The 18064-nt window shown below is 46.3% G+C and carries 15 protein-coding genes and 1 tRNA gene; 12 read left to right on the plus strand and 4 right to left on the minus strand.

Annotation, left to right across the window (positions count from 1 at the left end):
• Positions 1–27: 27 nt before the first annotated feature.
• The 3 genes from NT073_RS19490 to NT073_RS19500 form a co-directional block, all read right to left on the minus strand.
• Entirely contained in the window at positions 28–534 is a 507-nt protein-coding gene (locus NT073_RS19490; protein WP_297376745.1) for a shikimate kinase, read from the minus strand.
• Positions 535–628: 94 nt separating this feature from the next.
• Positions 629–1771, minus strand: a complete 1143-nt coding sequence (locus tag NT073_RS19495) for a BT_3928 family protein (protein WP_297376747.1) — start codon at positions 1769–1771, stop codon at positions 629–631.
• A gap of 81 nt (positions 1772–1852) precedes the next feature.
• Positions 1853–2392 (minus strand): DUF1599 domain-containing protein, encoded by a 540-nt coding sequence (locus NT073_RS19500; protein WP_297376748.1) that lies wholly within the window; start codon positions 2390–2392, stop codon positions 1853–1855.
• A gap of 85 nt (positions 2393–2477) precedes the next feature.
• Here NT073_RS19500 and folP point away from each other — a divergent pair, with 85 nt between their 5' ends.
• The 12 genes from folP (at position 2478) to aac(6') (ending at position 17016) form a co-directional block, all read left to right on the plus strand.
• Positions 2478–3338: a dihydropteroate synthase gene (gene folP, locus NT073_RS19505; RefSeq protein ID WP_297376750.1), complete on the plus strand. Its 861-nt coding sequence runs from the start codon at positions 2478–2480 to the stop codon at positions 3336–3338.
• Between the two features lie 77 nt (positions 3339–3415).
• Positions 3416–3488: transfer RNA gene (locus NT073_RS19510), tRNA-Lys, on the plus strand.
• Between the two features lie 571 nt (positions 3489–4059).
• Complete coding sequence (gene gltB, locus NT073_RS19515) at positions 4060–8634, plus strand: glutamate synthase large subunit (protein WP_297376751.1); 4575 nt, start codon at positions 4060–4062, stop codon at positions 8632–8634.
• A gap of 15 nt (positions 8635–8649) precedes the next feature.
• Positions 8650–10140 (plus strand): glutamate synthase subunit beta, encoded by a 1491-nt coding sequence (locus tag NT073_RS19520; RefSeq protein ID WP_297376753.1) that lies wholly within the window; start codon positions 8650–8652, stop codon positions 10138–10140.
• 481 nt (positions 10141–10621) lie between these two features.
• Entirely contained in the window at positions 10622–11815 is a 1194-nt protein-coding gene (locus NT073_RS19525; RefSeq protein ID WP_297376754.1) for a toll/interleukin-1 receptor domain-containing protein, read from the plus strand.
• Positions 11794–12390, plus strand: coding sequence for a hypothetical protein (locus tag NT073_RS19530; protein WP_297376756.1), 597 nt, complete (start codon positions 11794–11796; stop codon positions 12388–12390). The genes NT073_RS19525 and NT073_RS19530 overlap by 22 nt, the downstream gene beginning before the upstream one ends.
• Before the next feature lie 10 nt (positions 12391–12400).
• Positions 12401–13093: a TIR domain-containing protein gene (locus tag NT073_RS19535; protein WP_297376757.1), complete on the plus strand. Its 693-nt coding sequence runs from the start codon at positions 12401–12403 to the stop codon at positions 13091–13093.
• 1 nt (position 13094) lies between these two features.
• Entirely contained in the window at positions 13095–13673 is a 579-nt protein-coding gene (locus NT073_RS19540; protein ID WP_297376759.1) for a toll/interleukin-1 receptor domain-containing protein, read from the plus strand.
• A gap of 254 nt (positions 13674–13927) precedes the next feature.
• On the plus strand, positions 13928–14677 hold the full coding sequence (locus NT073_RS19545) for an AraC family transcriptional regulator (protein ID WP_297376761.1): 750 nt from the start codon (positions 13928–13930) through the stop codon (positions 14675–14677).
• Positions 14678–14701: 24 nt separating this feature from the next.
• The gene (locus tag NT073_RS19550) at positions 14702–15862 is read left to right on the plus strand and encodes an NAD(P)/FAD-dependent oxidoreductase (protein WP_297376762.1); all 1161 of its coding nucleotides are present in this window, start codon (positions 14702–14704) and stop codon (positions 15860–15862) included.
• A gap of 121 nt (positions 15863–15983) precedes the next feature.
• Positions 15984–16529: a DUF4256 domain-containing protein gene (locus tag NT073_RS19555; RefSeq protein ID WP_297376764.1), complete on the plus strand. Its 546-nt coding sequence runs from the start codon at positions 15984–15986 to the stop codon at positions 16527–16529.
• A gap of 46 nt (positions 16530–16575) precedes the next feature.
• Positions 16576–17016 (plus strand): aminoglycoside 6'-N-acetyltransferase, encoded by a 441-nt coding sequence (gene aac(6') / locus NT073_RS19560; protein WP_297376766.1) that lies wholly within the window; start codon positions 16576–16578, stop codon positions 17014–17016.
• Between the two features lie 41 nt (positions 17017–17057).
• Here aac(6') and NT073_RS19565 read toward each other — a convergent pair whose 3' ends face one another.
• Positions 17058–18050: a glycoside hydrolase family 43 protein gene (locus NT073_RS19565; protein ID WP_297376768.1), complete on the minus strand. Its 993-nt coding sequence runs from the start codon at positions 18048–18050 to the stop codon at positions 17058–17060.
• Positions 18051–18064 lie beyond the last annotated feature (14 nt).

The raw sequence follows: 18064 nt of genomic DNA on the forward strand, positions 1-18064 counted from the left end.
AAAAGCGACCCTAGGGTCGCTTTTTTATTATAGATACTTGCCAACGCGTTGCAATATTTCTTCCTCCGTCGTTTCTCCGGAAATAATAATATGTGCCTGCGTATAAATCGGCAACCGACTCTCATGCCGGGCTTTTAAAATCTCCGCCAGTTCAGGGTCTGCCGCGTTATTCAGCGGTCTGTCCTCCTGAGCATGTGCGGTTATCCGCTGCACCAGTACATCGACCGGCACATCCAGAAACACCGATACGCCCGTTGCGTTGATATACGCCATATTGTCGTGAAAGCAGGGCATTCCTCCTCCCGTCGATACAACCATATTACCACCGGGACGAATTGTGCGAAGCACCCGCCGTTCGGCCTCTCTAAAGTATGCCTCCCCTGAAGCGGTAAAAATTTCGGCAATAGTCCGACCTTCCTCCCGGCTAATGAGCTTATCCGTGTCGACAAACCGGTAGTGAAGGGTATCAGCCACTCGCTTACCCAGTGTACTTTTGCCAGACGATGGCATGCCAATTAAGAAGATATTTTTCAAAGTTAGAAGTCGGGAGTTAGGAGCGAGGAGTTAGGAGTTGCTGACGCGAAAATACTACCAGCGTCAGCAACTCCTAACTCCTCGCTCCTAACTCCTATTTACTTAAAGAAACTACCTCTGCCGCGTCGGGCGTTGAATTAAAATGCCATTTACCTTTTACAACACCGTTGTCTAGCAACCAGGTGCCTGGATTTGAGCGCATAATGGTCTTAAGTACTGTGGCATCAGCTTTGTAATAAGGAACCGTTTCGAGCTGAAACTCCTTGCGGAATGCCTTTATTTCATCGTCACTGGTAGACGTCAGGATATACGTTGTAACAGCCGATCCCTTCAGGCCCTCTACCAGAGCACGGATGGCGGGTAAACTACCTGCATCAATATCTGTCGTGTTCTTTACGATAATGAACAGCTTTTTACCCTCGAAGGTCTGCTGGGTGAAGTCCCCTTCGTCATTCCAGATGCGGTAATCGGTGATTTTAGGTTTGGCATTTGGGTTCACCAATACCATCTCCTTGAATTTATAACTCTGATCCGTCGGGTACTGCTCAAACTCGGCCGTCTTGCCATCCTTCTCCATCACATACTTATACCGCATTGGCTCAGAAGGTTTCATTCCGGCCGGAATACTTTTACCAACAGCGTATGGCAGCATGTCGATTGGCGGCAGAAACTGAACAGCGTAAATACCCAGCGCTAAGGTCAGCACAATTGTAATACCCACCAGCCAGCCCGTAGCTCGGGAACGAAGGCGATTGCGATGACCTATAATGAATAAGATGAGCACCATCAGGACAATGTCTTTCGTAAACGATGTCCAGGGTTTTAGCTTTATGGCATCTCCGAAGCAACCGCAGTCGGTTACCCGGTCGAAATAGGCAGAGTAAAATGTCAGAAACGTGAAAAAGGTAATCAGGAAGAACAGTAGCCAAACGGTGACCTTAGGTTTATAAGAGGCCAGCAACGCAACGCCCAGGATCACCTCGGCCGCGCAGAACAGCACCGACATGGCCAGGGTGAACGGCACTAGCGCCATGAAGAAATTGTGCATAAACGGCAAATCCTGGGCGAAAACCTCGAAGTACTCTTCAAACTTGATCTGGGTGCCTACCGGATCATTCAGTTTAATTAACCCGGAAAAAATAAAAATAATACCGACCAAAATACGGGCGATACGGGCGGCAATCAGCATGGGGGGCGTGCCGGTCTTTACCTTAGGTTGCGCTGTTGATGCGTTCATGTTTACAGGTAAGCATAAAGGGTTAATACGGTTCCACCTTAGTATTCACTATCCAATGGCCCGGCATTAACCCTTCATGATTCATTCAATATTAAGCTTTATTAAACAGAAAACGGCATAGTTGATCATATCCATATAATTGGCATCAACTCCTTCCGAAACCAGCGTACTCCCCTGATTATCCTCAATCTGCTTTGTACGTAGCAGCTTCATCAGGATAATATCGGTCATGGAACTAACGCGCATGTCGCGCCAGGCTTCGCCATAGTCGTGATTTTTAGCAAAAAGCAGATCAATAACCCGGCCAATTTCATGATCATAAAGCGTTTCGAGTTCACTAGTTGGAATATCCGTACGTTTATCATCGAGGAAGCCTAGTTGGATTAGCGCCATAACGCAATAATTGATGATGCCCACAAATTCGGGCTCTATCCCCTCGCCCACTCGACTAACGCCCGTTTCCTGCAATGTCCGGATGCGTTGGGCTTTAATATAAATCTGGTCGGTGATGCTTGGCAGGCGTAAAATTCGCCAGGCCGTTCCATAATCCTTATTTTTTTTAAGGAATAAATCTTTGCAGCGTTGGATAACCTGCCGATATTCGGATTCGGTATTGTGCACGGTTTTCAGTTTACGGTCTTCGGCTTATCCTGGGTTTAAGGCTCGCTTACCGTGATCCTCAACCCGTAAACCAAAAACTAATTTCATGCCGAAAGTTACAAAAAAAACGCTCAACTGCCGGGGGCGGCTGCTCGATTTAGCTCAACCTGCCGTTATGGGTATCCTTAATATCACCCCTGATTCGTTCTTTACCGGTAGTCGCGTATCCCTCCATGAGACTCTTTCGCGGGCCGGCCAGATGCTTACAGATGGGGCAACCTTTCTGGACATTGGAGGGTACTCCACCCGGCCCGGTGCCGCCGAGGTAAGCCCTGCTCAGGAAGCAGATCGGGTTATTCCGGTTATTGAGTCAATTTTAACAAATTTCCCCGATGCGCTGGTATCGATCGACACCTTTCGCGCTTCGGTAGCCCGACAGGCTGTTGCGGCTGGAGCCTGTATGATAAACGATGTATCGGGGGGAACACTCGACCCAGCTATGTTTGATACGGTGGGGGAGTTGGCCCGCTTAGGGATGGGTGTTCCGTACGTATTGATGCACATGCGCGGCACACCGCAAACCATGCAATTAATGACTACCTACCAACAGCTTGTACTTGATGTGATCGATGAGCTGGCCAGTCAGTTGGCGCGCTTACGGACGCTGGGAGCGTCAGATATAATTTTAGACCCTGGATTTGGCTTTGCAAAGACGCCTGCGCAAAATTTTGAGTTAATAAATAGCCTGGATAGCTTCCACATTTTTGACGAACCACTCCTGGTTGGTTTGTCCCGCAAAACAACGGTCTGGAAAACCCTGAATATCAGGCCGGAGGAGGCCCTGAATGGTACGACAGTACTCAATACGGCAGCCCTATTGAAAGGGGCGTCCATTCTGCGCGTTCACGATGTCCGGGAGGCTGTTGAGGCTGTAAGACTTACGCAAAAAATAATTTTATTTAACTAGCTATTGCGTTTACCAAAACAATTACCTACTTTTGCATTCCCAAACGACGAACACCCCCTGTTTGTCAGGCGGAAAACGATCTGGTAGCTCAGCTGGTAGAGCAATACACTTTTAATGTATGGGTCCTGGGTTCGAATCCCAGCCGGATCACAAAATGCTAAAAGCCGCTCATTGAGCGGCTTTTTTTATGCCTATTGTCTGCTGCTGCACTCTGACTTAGTCTATTTTGGCATCTAAAGCCTATGCATTTCGCTGGCACTGGCTTCGTATTATTCCCCGTGTTATGACCATCCATAATATGCTACTGTTTTTTTTACATCCCCTATTTCTATAGTTTATTTAATTAATAGACACACCATCTTTTAGGTGGCCGTAATAGCCCCATAAAAGTGCAAAAACGCCGAAGTAGATCTGCTGTTTTCGTAAAAATCACTACCAAAGTCGTTTACAAATTGTCATTTCCCAAGAAGAATTATAATCAAAATCACAATAAATACCGGTAACTATAAAATTCTGACAAAGGCAGTTTTTGCCAAATTTTTTTAGTAGTATATTGCGTGACTTTGTCACAAACGCCCGTCAGCCTGGCTGTATCTTCTGGTTTAGTTTAACGTCAGGCTACCCTGTTAATTTAGATTTTCTTAATTTTCGCCCTAGTTTTTTACGATTTTGTCAATCAAAGTCGAGAAGAACAACGGCCTTACCCAACACTGTTACGACCATGTCTGATCAGGTTGACCAATTGGCGGGACTCTACCGCCCCGAGTTTGAACACGATAACTGCGGTATCGGCTTTGTGGCCCATATCAAAGGCCGCAAGTCCCACAAGATTGTTTCGGATGCCCTCCAGATGCTTCGGCGTATGGAGCACCGGGGTGCAGTCGGTTCCGAGCCGAATTCCGGCGATGGTGCCGGTCTGCTCATCCAGATTCCGCACGAATTCTTTGTGGATGAAACACGTAAGCTGGGCGTTCACCTCCCTCCTGCACTCGAATATGGTGTAGGCATGGTCTATTTTCCGAAAGACGTATGGCTCCGCGAAGAATGCCGGGCAGTACTGAACCGAAAAATGAAAATGCTCAGTCTGGAGTTGCTTTGTTATCGGGTCGTTCCGGTCAACAACAGCGACCTTGGTAACGGATCAAAGTCCGCCGAACCGCAAATGGAGCAGGTGTTTATTAAACGCCCGGCCGACATTACCAATGCTGACGATTTTGAGCGTAAACTTTACATTCTTCGTAACTACAGCACCCGCATCATCAATGAGACGATTGCGGGCGTAGATACATTCTATTTCTCATCGCTCTCCTGCCGGACCATTACTTACAAGGGGCAGTTGACGACGCTCCAGTTGGAGCCTTATTTCCCGGACCTTCAGAACGAAGAGGTCGTATCGGCGCTGGGTGTTGTTCACTCGCGCTTCTCGACCAATACCTTCCCGTCCTGGAAACTGGCTCAACCGTTCCGCTATATTGCTCACAATGGGGAGATCAACACGGTTCGCGGAAACGTAAACTGGATGAAAGCTGCCGAAGGGCTTCTCGAATCGTCGAAGTTTACGAAAGACGAAATGGATATGCTGCTGCCCATCTGCGACCAGCGCCAGTCCGATTCGGCCAACCTCGATAATGCCATTGAATTGCTGGTCATGAGCGGGCGGTCATTGCCGCACGTGATGATGATGCTCGTTCCGGAAGCCTGGGATGGCAACGAACACATGGATCCCTATCGGAAGGCGTTCTATGAATTCCACGCAGCCCTGATTGAACCCTGGGATGGTCCGGCCTCGATTTCCTTTACCGATGGCCGCATCGTAGGAGCTACCCTCGACCGGAATGGCCTGCGTCCGTCGCGTTTCTGGGTAACCAACGAAGATGTCGTTATCATGGCGTCGGAAGTAGGCGTTCTGGATATTGACCCGGCTACGGTGGTATCGAAAGGTCGTCTGCAACCGGGCAAAATGTTCCTGGTCGATATGGAGCAGGGACGAATTGTGGCCGATGAAGAGATCAAAGCCGAAATGGCTGGCCGTCAGCCATATCAGAAATGGCTGGATGAAAACAAGGTCCGGATTCAGGACCTCGAAGCACCCATTCGGCAGTACAGCAATTATGACCCGGCCAAGTTACTTCGGATGCAGCAGGCTTTTGGCTTTACGTCGGAAGACTTACGGATGATTCTGGCACCGATGGTCGAAACGGGGAAAGAAGCCCTCGGTTCCATGGGTACTGATGTGCCGTTGGCAATCCTGTCGGAGCAGAGCCAGCACATGAGCCACTACTTTAAACAGTTGTTTGCTCAAGTGACCAATCCACCCATCGACTCAATTCGGGAGCGGTCGATCATGTCGCTTATCTCATTCGTTGGCGCTACCTACAACCTACTGAGTGAATCGCCTAAGCACTGCCGTCAGGTAGAACTCGACCAGCCGGTACTAACGACCAAAGAGTTTGATAAGCTCCGGTTTATCGACAAGCCAAATTTCCAGGCGAAAACCATCAACTGTCTGTTCACAGCCGATGGCCAGGGTAAATCGCTGGAGCGGGCGCTCGACCGGATTTGCCGCTATGCCGAAGATGCTATTCAGGACGGGTACTCGATTTTGGTACTATCCGACCGCGCTATCGACTCCAGCCATGCGCCAATTCCATCGCTGCTGTCGACATCGGCCATTCACCACTACCTGATTCGTCAGGGATTGCGGGGTAAGGTCGGTATCGTTGTCGAAGCGGGTGATGTGTGGGAAACGCACCATGTTGCTACCCTCATCGGCTATGGCGCATCGGGCGTGAACCCCTACATGGCGTTCGAAACGATTGCCAACATGAAAGAGAAAGGCTTGCTGGCTGTTGATTATGACCTCGACAAGCTCTTCAAAAATTATATTAAAGCGGTCAACGGAGAGTTGCTCAAGATCTTCTCGAAGATGGGTATCTCTACGCTTCAATCGTATCAGGGCGCGATGATTTTCGAGTGCCTAGGGCTAAACGAAGAGGTGGTGAGCCGTTATTTCACCGGTACCATTTCGCGCATTGGCGGTATGGGGCTGGATGAGATTGCCCGCGAAATTCTGGTACGTCACTGCGTGGCGTTCCCGGATATGCCCGTGTCGGCACCGCGACTGGAAGTGGGTGGTATCTACCAGTGGAAGCAGCGGGGTGAAAAGCACATTTTCAACCCCGACACCATCCACCTGCTGCAGCAGTCGACCAAGAAGAACGATTACTCGATCTTCAAGAAATACTCCAAACTGATCGACGACCAGACCCAAAAAGCCATCACGCTGCGGGGGCTGTTGAAATTCAAGAAAGGAGCGTCTGTCCCGATCGAAGAGGTCGAACCCATCGAAAGCATTTTCAAACGCTTTGCCACGGGGGCTATGTCGTTCGGGTCGATTTCGTGGGAAGCGCATACCACCCTGGCCATTGCCATGAACCGCATCGGCGGCAAAAGCAATTCGGGCGAAGGCGGTGAAGACGAACTGCGCTACACCCCGCTCGAAAACGGCGACAGCATGAACTCGGGTATCAAGCAGGTAGCCTCGGGCCGTTTCGGTGTCACGAGCTATTACCTGACCAACGCCCGCGAATTGCAGATCAAAATGGCGCAGGGTGCCAAACCCGGCGAAGGTGGTCAGCTACCCGGCTTTAAAGTGGACGACTGGATTGGCCGGACGCGTCACTCTACCCCCGGTGTAGGTCTGATTTCGCCCCCTCCTCACCACGATATTTATTCAATCGAGGATCTGGCGCAACTTATCTCCGACCTGAAGAACGCCAACCGGGCTGCCCGTATCAGCGTAAAGCTCGTGTCGGAAGCCGGTGTCGGTACGATTGCCGCCGGGGTTGCCAAAGCCCATGCCGACCATATCCTGATTTCGGGACACGATGGCGGCACGGGAGCCTCTCCCCTGTCGTCGATCCGGCACGCCGGTCTTCCGTGGGAGTTAGGTCTAGCCGAAGCACACCAGACACTAGTTCGCAACAAGCTGCGCGGTCGCGTAACGGTACAGGCCGACGGCCAGATGCGTACCGGTCGGGATTTGGCCATTGCCGCCCTGCTTGGTGCGGAAGAATTCGGTGTAGCCACGGCCGCACTGGTTGCCACTGGTTGTATTATGATGCGGAAGTGCCATTTGAATACCTGCCCGGTGGGCGTGGCGACGCAGAATAAAGAGCTTCGTGCTCTGTTTACCGGCAAGCCAGAGCATGTGGTGAACATGTTTACCTTCCTGGCGATGGAGCTGCGCGAGATCATGGCTGAACTGGGTTTCCGGACCATCAACGAGATGGTTGGCCAGGCCCAGATGCTCGAACTCCGGGACAACCTGCCGCACTGGAAATACAAAAAGGTCAACCTTAATGCCCTGCTGTACAAAGAGCCAACCAACCTAGATGTGGCCCTTTACAAACAGGAAGAGCAGAACCATTACCTGGACAACGTCCTTGACCGGAGACTGATCGAACTGGCGCAACCCGCGCTGACCTCGGCCGAAGCCGTTTATGGCGAGTTTACGGTGCAGAACATCGACCGGAGCATTGGCACCATGCTGTCCAACGAAATCTCGAAAGTGTACGGTGGTCCGGGTCTGCCCGACAGCACCATTCACGTCAAACTACGCGGTACGGCGGGCCAGAGCTTTGGTGCCTTCGCTACGGCGGGTATCAAACTGGAACTGGAAGGCGACGCCAACGACTACTTCGGCAAAGGCCTTTGTGGAGCTCAGCTGATCGTGTACCCTGACCGGGCAGCTCAGTTCAAACCGGAAGAAAATAGCATCGTCGGTAACGTGTCGTTCTATGGCGCTACTTCGGGCGAAGCCTTTATCCGGGGTATGGCGGGCGAACGGTTCTGCGTACGGAACTCGGGAGCCAAAGTCGTGGTGGAAGGCGTGGGCGACCACGGTCTTGAGTACATGACGGGTGGCTTAGCCATCATCCTGGGACAGACGGGTCGTAACTTCGCGGCCGGTATGTCGGGTGGGGTTGCCTATGTCTTCGATAAAGACGGTACGTTTGCGTCGAAAGTAAACCCGGAAATGGTTAAGCTGGAATCGCTCACCGACGAAGATCAGAGCATTATCCGCGAATACGTTGAGAAGCATTTCCAGTACACCACGAGTAATCTGGCACTGGACCTTATCGAAAACTGGGATGACCAAATTGGCCGGTTTGTGAAAGTGATGCCAACAGACTTCAAAAACGCACTCGCCGGTCGGGGTATCTCGCTGGCCGACCAGATTCGCGACAAGAACATTGTTTATCAGGACATAACCGTAGATGTGACGCACGGGTAATTGCGAAGTAGTATTATGGGAAAACCTACCGGATTTTTAGAATTTACGCGCGAACTACCAAAAAAGCGCGACCCGCAGGAGCGGATTCACGACTACAAAGAGATTGAAGTTGCCTTTTCAGAACAGGACTCGCAGCGTCAGGCGGCCCGTTGTATGGACTGTGGTACGCCGTTCTGTCACAGCGGTTGCCCGCTCGGAAACATCATCCCGGAGTTCAACGACGCAGTGTACGAACAAAACTGGGCGTATGCTTATGAGATTCTGTCGACAACGAACAACTTCCCGGAGTTCACGGGCCGTATTTGTCCGGCTCCCTGTGAAGCGTCCTGCGTGTTGGGCATTAACAAACCACCCGTCGCCATTGAGTTTATTGAGAAATCAATAGCCGAAGTAGCGTTTGAGCGGGGGTACATAACGCCTAAACAGCCCAAAGAGCGTACCGGGAAACAGGTGGCTGTTATTGGTTCAGGTCCTGCCGGTCTGGCAGCGGCTGCCCAGCTGAACAAAGCCGGCCATACGGTCACCGTTTTCGAACGGGCCGACCAGATCGGTGGGCTGCTACGCTATGGTATCCCCGACTTCAAACTCGAAAAATGGACCATCGACCGTCGTCTGGCGGTGATGGAAGCCGAAGGTATCACCTTTAAAACGGGTGTGAACGTCGGTGTTGATATTAAAGCGAATGCGTTGCTGGATCAGTTTGATCTGGTTATGCTGACAGGCGGCTCGACCGTTCCGCGCGATCTGCCAATTCCGGGCCGGAACCTGAAAGGCGTTTACCCGGCAATGGAATTCCTTAGCCAGCAAAACAAACGTAACGCAAACCTGCCCGTAGATGTTGACCATCAGGGGGCCAAATACGGTGATGGTGAACTATGGGCCACGAATAAAAACGTGGTCGTGATTGGCGGTGGCGATACCGGTTCAGACTGTGTGGGCACATCCAACCGGCACGGCGCGACCAGCGTAACGCAAATCGAGCTGATGCCGATGCCTCCTAAAGACCGGGCCGAAAACACGCCCTGGCCCAACTGGCCCATGATGCTGCGTACCAGCACTTCGCACGAGGAAGGCTGCGACCGGCACTGGTCCATCAATACGAAAGAGTTCATCGGCGACGAGAACGGAAATCTGAAAGCCCTGCGCATCGTTGACCTGACCTGGAAAAACGAGAATGGCCGCATGCAGATGGTGGAGCTGCCCGGTTCGGAGCGCGACATCCCCTGCGAACTAGCGCTGCTGGCTGCTGGCTTCCTTCACCCACAACACAACGGTCTGCTCGACGATCTGGGTGTTGAGTACGACGAACGTGGTAACGTGAAAGCGACCAATTACCAATCGACGGTGAACCCGAAGGTATTTGCCGCTGGCGACATGCGTCGTGGTCAATCGCTGGTAGTGTGGGCCATCTCGGAAGGCCGCGAAGCCGCCCGTGCCGCCGACTGCTACCTCATGGGCGAGACAAGGCTCGAAGCGAAGGCTGTTTCAATGATTGCGGTGGAGTAATACTAAACGGATAAGGTCTCCAGGACCTTATCCGTTTAACAGGTTAACGTCAGCACAGATTTGACGTAAAATGTTTTAACGATTCAATAAAAAGCCAGGCGTCAAACGATTCCGGGCTTTTTTATTAAGTTTAGTTAAACAAAAGCGGTTAATTCACGAACAAAATACGCATTTTGTATTTGCTACGAAAACCTAAAAGAACATTGTCGTTTCTTATGGATAATGGAAAGTAATCATAGATTGATAACCGAGGACCAACCGATTAGTAAATATTCTAGATTTAAGCTCTGCTATTCAATGAAAGAATGATACGTTGCTTTATAAAGCAAAAAACTTTGTGTGTTATTGAGTCGGCAGCAAGTGTAGGATGATAAAGCGACAATGAAGATAAGAACAGAAATTTAAACAAAATATGTGAACATAATAATTTACACTCGACCACCATTTGTAATGAGAATAAAAACATTTAGTTTTAAAATGTATGAAATATAAATATCAATTAATTTTATTAGGCTCGGAAGTTCAAGCAAAACCACAAATCCTTTCTAAGTTATTTCAAAAGCTAAGTGATTTAGGGCTGCCTCACACTATTTTGAAAATTATTGAGTCTGATAAATTTCATTCTGATTATATAGGGAATCAGCCAGCCTTCGGAGTGTACTTTGGAGATTCTGATGGATATCACAAAGACTTGAGCATTACTAATAAGCTGTTAATGGATGGGACCATGATCCTCCCAATATTTTTAGGTATTGAGGAAAATTCATTTTCGAAAGAGATACCCCCTATTTTATCCAATCAGAATGGAATTCAGTTTAAAGACAATGAAACAGATAGAGTTGCTAACATCATTTTAGAATCCTTCGAGCTACTTAGAATTACAAGAAAGATATTTATTAGTTATAGACGTAAAGAATCAACTTCAATAGCCATTCAATTATTTGAAGCATTGGAGTCCTTTAACTATGATGTATTTTTAGATACTCATTCAATTGGGAAAGGAGAACCATTCCAAGATGAGTTGTGGCATCGAATGACAGATTGTGATGTGATTGTATTGCTTAATACACCTAAATTTTTGGAAAGCCATTGGTGTAAGGAAGAATTTGCTGAAGCAGGAACGAAAAAAATAGGCTTGGTCCAAATTATTTGGCCGAATCATGATATTAGAAAGATTGATTCAAGCTCTCATATAAGCTACCCACTACTTCTAAAACAATCAGACTTTGTTGATAACATTTATAACAATAAGGATAAATCAAAACTGACTGATACTGTTGTTGAAGAAATAATTCAACAGGTTGAATCCGTTAGGGCAAGAAATTTAGCTTCTCGCCAAGATAGCCTTATAACAGATTTTAGAAACATCGCTATTGACTGTGGAAGGGTTGTTACTGTTCAACCTGAAAAATTTTTAACTGAAGATTTACCTTCTGGCAAGAGAATTATCTACATTCCTACCATTGGAATTCCGCAATCTACAAGTTGTCAATCTGCAGAAATTAGGTATGAACTAGAAGTTCATAAGAATACCTCTGTACGTTTAATTTACGATGATTTGAGAATTAGAGATAAATGGTTGAAGCACCTTGATTGGCTAAACGATAATTTCAAAAAAGATATCCAAACATTAAAAAAGCAAGAATTCAAGTCATGGCTACAAGCAACAAAATAAAAAATATATTTCTCTCTGCGAGTATTCCACTTCCTGAGCGAGACCCTAAGTATATCGGAACGGCTGACATTATTGCAATAAGAGATTCTGTAATAGCACTTGCTTCTACTGTATTACCTTACCATCGAATCGTTTGGGGTGGCCATCCATCTATAACCCCATTAATATATTATGTTATGGAAAAATTAGACATTATAATTCCAGAGCATGTTGTTCTATATCAATCTAAGCTATTTGAAAATTTCTTTCCTGAGGACAATAACAAGTTCAACAACGTTATATTAACAGATATCGTAGAAAATGATCGTGATAAATCTTTATTGCATATGAGGGAGAGAATGTTATCTGAATTCGAATTCTCAGCTGCTGTCTTTATCGGAGGCATGGAGGGGATTGAAACTGAATACAATATGTTTATAGAAAAACATTCAGAAGCATTGCTGCTTCCAATTGCAAGTACTGGAGCTGCAACCAAAATTGTTTACGACAATTTCTTCCCAGAAGAAATGAAAAATGAACGATTTTTAAAAGATTACGGGTACATGTCATTATTTCAGAAATATTTAATGGAGTAAATATAAGGCTATGGGAAGAAAAGTTTTTGTGACCTACAAATACAGTGACACAAAAGTGCAGGATCTAAACATTTATGAAGATTCCATTTTATATGGAAGACAAAGAGTTCAAACAAAAGCTCGACATTATGTAAACGAGTTGGCTAATATTTTAGACAAAGAAGATCATATTTATAAAGGTGAGGAAGATGGACAAAGCCTAGCTGCCTTCTCAGACGAATATATTTCGTCTACTCTAAGGGATAAGATATATGACAGTAGTATAACAATTGTGCTTATCTCAAAAGGAATGAAAGATATATGGAAAATGGAAAAAGATCAATGGATGCCATGGGAAATTTCCTATTCTTTAAGAGCATACACACGCAATGGCCGTACTAGCCTATCAAATGGGATTGTTGCTGTGGTTTTGCCTGATGAATTTGGTAGTTATGGATATTATTTAAATACAGATAATGTTTGTAACTGTACCAATTACAATACCCAATTTCTTTTTCAAATTTTGAGAGATAATATGTTTAATCTCAAAGCACCTGATACATATCTATGTTCAAATGGATCAATCATATATAGGGGGGACTTTTCGTATATTACTTCGGTAAAATGGGAGGAGTTTAAAGTTAAGCCAAACATATACTTAGACAAAGCCATCGAGCTTAGAGACAAAAAAGAACAATACAATCTCACAAAAACAGTCAAGTAGTATGAGTTTTATTTCAGAGTCACAATTAGCAAACTATAGATCACGAACAAGAATATTTTTAAAAAGCGATATTGTATTTTTAAATGAAAGTTCAACTCGTATCAAAACCAAACCTATGGTTTTCCTTTCGCATAAGCATGAAGAATTAGTTATTCTTCAAGATACAATTGCATTTCTGAATACAGAAGGGGTTGATATATATGTTGATTGGATGGATGAGGAGATGCCTGCTTACACAAATGCAAACACAGCTTTGAGACTAAAAGAAAAAATTAAAATTGCGAATAAATTTGTCCTTGTTGCTACTCCAAATGCTATAAGATCCAAGTGGTGTAACTGGGAATTAGGCTTAGGTGATGCAGCAAAGTATATTGAAAACATTGCGTTGTTCCCAATAAACAGAACGCACTTATCCTTTAGTAATGCCGAGTACTTAAAAATATATCCTTATATAGAGTATGAAAATGGCAATGGTAAATACTTAAATGGAGCTAGTATTTCTAAGGGGTATTATGTAAAAGCACCTCTTGTAAATGGAAACAAAAGACTTACACCTCTAAAGACATGGCTTACAAGCTAAATAATATTTTTTTCGAAAGAATATTAGTAAAATCATCACAGTGCTCCTAGGCACAGATTTAAGACTAACTTCCGAAAACGACTGTTGGTAATAAGGCAAATCCAAAAGCGGGGTCATTTAGCTCCGCTTTTGGATTTGTAGCAAGTTCAAGTTTTTTTCTTGGACTAATATTTTTTCTCAAAAAGCATACTTCTTTACTAAGCCTGAACTTTTCCTTCTCTCCACCAATACATCCTTCCTAGGCCTCAAATAAAATGAAAAAAAACTTAACTTACAAACTTATCAAACCTGACGAATCACTGGCTGAGTATGTTTATTGTTTTTCATCCTTGCAAAACCTATCTGCCAGCCACGAAGCGGTCATTATTCCGAATGGGAAAATTGATCTAATGTTTTCCAGAACGGCGGACAATCAACTCCGTATTTCGTTACTGGGTTTAGAAACTGAACCTAAATACGCAAAGCAGGAGGTTTCAAACTTTTTTGCCGTAAGTTTTAATCCCCTTGCCATCGAATATGTTTTCGAAGTTTCAATTGCCGACATACTGAACAGTGGAAAACAGTTGCCTGGTAATTTTTGGGGTTTCAGCATTGATGACCTGAATGATTTTGATAAATTTTGTGAAAAAATCTCACAAAAAATTTGCTCGCTCCTCCCCTCGGAAATTGATGAACGAAAACGAAAGCTATTTGACTTCATCTTCGCGGTCAACGGTGAGATTACCATAAAAGAACTCTCCGAAAAAGTCTTATGGAGCGAACGGCAAATTAACCGTTATTTTAACCAGCAGTTCGGGCTTTCGCTAAAAGCCTATTGCAACATCCTCCGTTTTCAGGCTTCACTAGCCTACATCAAAGAAGGCAAGCTTTTTCCGCAACTCAACTTCACCGACCAATCGCATTTCATTAAGGAGATCAAAAAGCTCTCCGGTGTTTCACCCAAAGAACTGTTCAAAAACCAAAACGACCGATTTTTACAATTCCTAGTCTATGACCAGCTATAATTTTGCAGCATAAGATTCAACATTATGCTGATACAAGATAAACAAATCGCAATTATAGGTGGTGGTCCCGGCGGATTGACACTGGCAAGACTCTTACAACTCAACGGTGCACAGGTAAAAGTCTATGAAAGAGATAGTAATCAATACGCACGTGTGCAGGGCTCCCCGCTTGATTTGCACGATGAATCAGGGCTGGCTGCGTTGCGTAAAGCAGGCCTGCTGGAGGAGTTTAAGAAAAATTTCCTTGCGGGTGCCGATAAAATGGTCATTGTCAATGGACAGGCTGAGATAGTCTACAGTGACCATGATACAAAAGTCCTTGACAACTTTGGCCATACGCATTTCCGTCCTGAAATAGACCGTGGTGCACTACGTAAGATACTACTGCAATCCCTGGAAGCTGACACCGTTGTGTGGAACAATCATTTTGCCTCTATGGAGAAACAAGACGAAGGCTGGCTGTTGCATTTTAAAAACGGAACAACTGCCTACGCTGACATGGTTATTGCGGCCGATGGCGCCAACTCAAAAATTCGCCCATACCTAACAGATAGTAAGCCTTTTTATTCGGGGATCACCATGCTGGAGGGCAACATCTACAATGCCCAAAAATCGGCGCCACAGATCTCCAACTTGCTTCGTGGCGGAAAAGTAATGGCCTTTGGGAATGAGAAAGACATACTGATTGGGCAAAAAGCGAATGGCGAAATTGGTTTTTATATCAGCTTCAAAACCGGCGAGAACTGGGCCACCCAAAGCGGTTTAAATTTTTCGGACAAAGCACAGCTCCTGACGTGGTTTAAAGAGAAATACGCCGATTGGAGCCCCTTTTGGCACGAGTTGTTTGCGAGTGCAAAAACTCCCTTTATCCCACGCCCAATCTATTGCATGCCACTCGACCAGTCCTGGAAAACTCAGCCAACCTTGACCATGCTGGGGGATGCCGCGCACGTAATGCCCCCCTTTGCCGGTGAGGGCGTTAATATGGCTATGCTCGATGCGCTGGAATTGAGCGAGTGCTTAACTTCCAACAAGTACGCTACAGCACAGGAAGCCATTTCTGTTTATGAACTCAACATGCGAAAACGAGCGGCTAAAGTGGCTCAGGAATCGCTCGAAAATGGCGAACGGATGCACAGCGAAAGCGCCCTTACGACCATGCTGGATTTTTTTAGCGCTCATTAAGAAACACTACTTGCCAAAATAAGTCCTTCAAAATATTAAAAAATCAGTCTTTAGTTCAGTATACTACTACTCGGTTTCACCTTATTCTGTAAAAGAAATGCCACAGTAAGTTGATAAAGAAATGGTACTAGAAAAAGCGGTTGAACTACTTAACCAATTGAAAATTCGTTTCGAGAACAATATGCACCGTCATGTAGGCCTTGATTGGAGCGAGATTCAGGCAAAGCTGGAAGCTGCTCCTGAAAAACTAGGGTCGCTGAGTGAAATGGAAAGCACCGGCGGAGAGCCCGATGTAATTGGCTATGACCAGCAAACGGATGAGTACCTATTCGTTGACTGCTCTGAAGAAAGCCCCAAAGGGCGACGAAGTGTTTGTTACGACGACGAAGCCCTAGCGTCGAGGAAAGAGAATAAACCGAAGAATAGCGCACTCGGTATGGCTGCGGCTATGGGCATTGAGCTGTTAACAGAAGAACAGTATCGCGAACTTCAGAAAATAGGTCAATTTGATACCAAAACATCGAGTTGGATACAAGCGTCCGTTGACATTAGGAAACTCGGTGGTGCGCTTTTTTGTGACCGCCGTTACAACACGGTGTTTCTATATCACAATGGTGCTGAATCCTATTATGCCGCCAGAGGATTCCGTGGCTTATTGAAGGTTTAGAACTGAATTTGGTCTGGCGTATATCCCACACATTCGACTAGCAACAATGGTTATTGAACCTCTATCAACGCATACCATCAACGATGTGGTTGAGCTTGTTCTCGAATTATGGCCCGACTGCATCCACGATGAAGAACTGGAAAATTATAGCCTTCTCCTAAACTCCTCCAATGATGCCTGTTATCTGGCAAAAGTTGGGGCAAGCTACATTGCATTCATACTGATTAGTATTCGGCATGATTATGTTGAAGGTTCTGCTGAATCACCGGTAGGCTATATTGAAGGCATTTATGTGAGGCCAGCTTATCGGAAACAGGGCATCGCCAATAAACTGATTCGGGTGGCAGAGGACTGGGCCAAACAAAAAGGTTTGACGCAACTTGGCTCAGACACGGAAATAACCAATTCGTCGAGCATAGATTTTCACCGAAACGCAGGATTTAAGGAAGTCGAACGAATTGTCTGTTTTATAAAAGACCTGTCTTAACTATTCGTTCGGAAAGCCTTATGCTCATTGACTAACCCCGATCAGGGCACATAAGGCTTTCCCACGATCAGCTTGTCGCCCGAAAAGTCGACCTCGAAGAAATGAGGATTCCGGATATAACGGCCGTTGCTGTTGTAATGACTATGGACAGACATCAGCCATTTGCCTGTCAGGGTTTGAAATAGCATGCCGTGACCGAAATTCGGCGGGGTAATTGGCTCTTTCTCGTGAATCCAGGGGCCATCCAGCGTACCACTTTTCGAATAAACAACACCCTGCGTATACACATCGTTAATCCAACTGGTCCAGATCATGCCGAGCCTGCCGGTTCCGGTACGGAATAGAAATGGACCATCCGTTACTTTATTGGGGCCACCAGTCTTTTTTTCACGGCTCCATGGGCTATCACTAGCCCTAAAAAGTAACTTCCCTTTACCGATTGAACCACTCAAATCAGGTTTGAGGGCTATTTTCTCCATGGTTCCGTTCAGGTTCTGTAACCATTCGTAACAGTATACCATGTAGGGCTTCCCGTCCTTATCAACCCAAAACGTACCGTCTAACGTAGGTTTGTCGGCAGGCAAATAAATCGGGTCTTTCATGGGTACATACGGTCCCTCGGCTTTGTCGCTGACCAAAATATGACTAGCCCGGCGTTCGATCACGTTTTCGCCCACCGTATCAATTTTCACTTCCCGATTGGTGAACGTGGCGAAGTAGTAGTATTTGTTTTTATAGGCATGCAGCTCGGCGGCCCAAATCATCGGATTCTTGCCCATCCAGGATTCAGGGTCAGTTTTGGCGATGCTGAACGGGCCAGTCCAGCTTTTGAGGTCTTTGCTTTTCCACAACATGCCTCCCGTACCCGTCATGTAATACAGTGCGGTAGGTTTATCCGCCAGAACGAACGGATCGCTCAGCCGAATCGAATCCAGGGGTACATTCTCCCGGATTACCGGCGTCCGGTTTTGCGAAAAACCCAGTGCTACCTGAATGGTAAACCAAATGGTGAGTACTACTGACTTGTTACTCATTGTGTGATTATCGT

The organism is Spirosoma sp., from assembly GCF_026391055.1.
Classification (GTDB): domain Bacteria; phylum Bacteroidota; class Bacteroidia; order Cytophagales; family Spirosomataceae; genus Spirosoma.

What these genes read in the sequence shown, in the direction of transcription:
- NT073_RS19495 (WP_297376747.1), bottom strand. Translation starts at nt 1,771, where the DNA reads ATGAACGCATCAACAGCGCAACCTAAGGTAAAGACCGGCACGCCCCCC.
- NT073_RS19555 (WP_297376764.1), top strand. Translation starts at nt 15,984, where the DNA reads ATGGTACTAGAAAAAGCGGTTGAACTACTTAACCAATTGAAAATTCGT.
- NT073_RS19535 (WP_297376757.1), top strand. Translation starts at nt 12,401, where the DNA reads ATGGGAAGAAAAGTTTTTGTGACCTACAAATACAGTGACACAAAAGTG.
- folP (WP_297376750.1), top strand. Translation starts at nt 2,478, where the DNA reads ATGCCGAAAGTTACAAAAAAAACGCTCAACTGCCGGGGGCGGCTGCTC.
- NT073_RS19550 (WP_297376762.1), top strand. Translation starts at nt 14,702, where the DNA reads ATGCTGATACAAGATAAACAAATCGCAATTATAGGTGGTGGTCCCGGC.
- NT073_RS19565 (WP_297376768.1), bottom strand. Translation starts at nt 18,050, where the DNA reads ATGAGTAACAAGTCAGTAGTACTCACCATTTGGTTTACCATTCAGGTA.
- gltB (WP_297376751.1), top strand. Translation starts at nt 4,060, where the DNA reads ATGTCTGATCAGGTTGACCAATTGGCGGGACTCTACCGCCCCGAGTTT.
- NT073_RS19530 (WP_297376756.1), top strand. Translation starts at nt 11,794, where the DNA reads ATGGCTACAAGCAACAAAATAAAAAATATATTTCTCTCTGCGAGTATT.
- NT073_RS19520 (WP_297376753.1), top strand. Translation starts at nt 8,650, where the DNA reads ATGGGAAAACCTACCGGATTTTTAGAATTTACGCGCGAACTACCAAAA.
- NT073_RS19540 (WP_297376759.1), top strand. Translation starts at nt 13,095, where the DNA reads ATGAGTTTTATTTCAGAGTCACAATTAGCAAACTATAGATCACGAACA.
- NT073_RS19525 (WP_297376754.1), top strand. Translation starts at nt 10,622, where the DNA reads ATGAAATATAAATATCAATTAATTTTATTAGGCTCGGAAGTTCAAGCA.
- NT073_RS19545 (WP_297376761.1), top strand. Translation starts at nt 13,928, where the DNA reads ATGAAAAAAAACTTAACTTACAAACTTATCAAACCTGACGAATCACTG.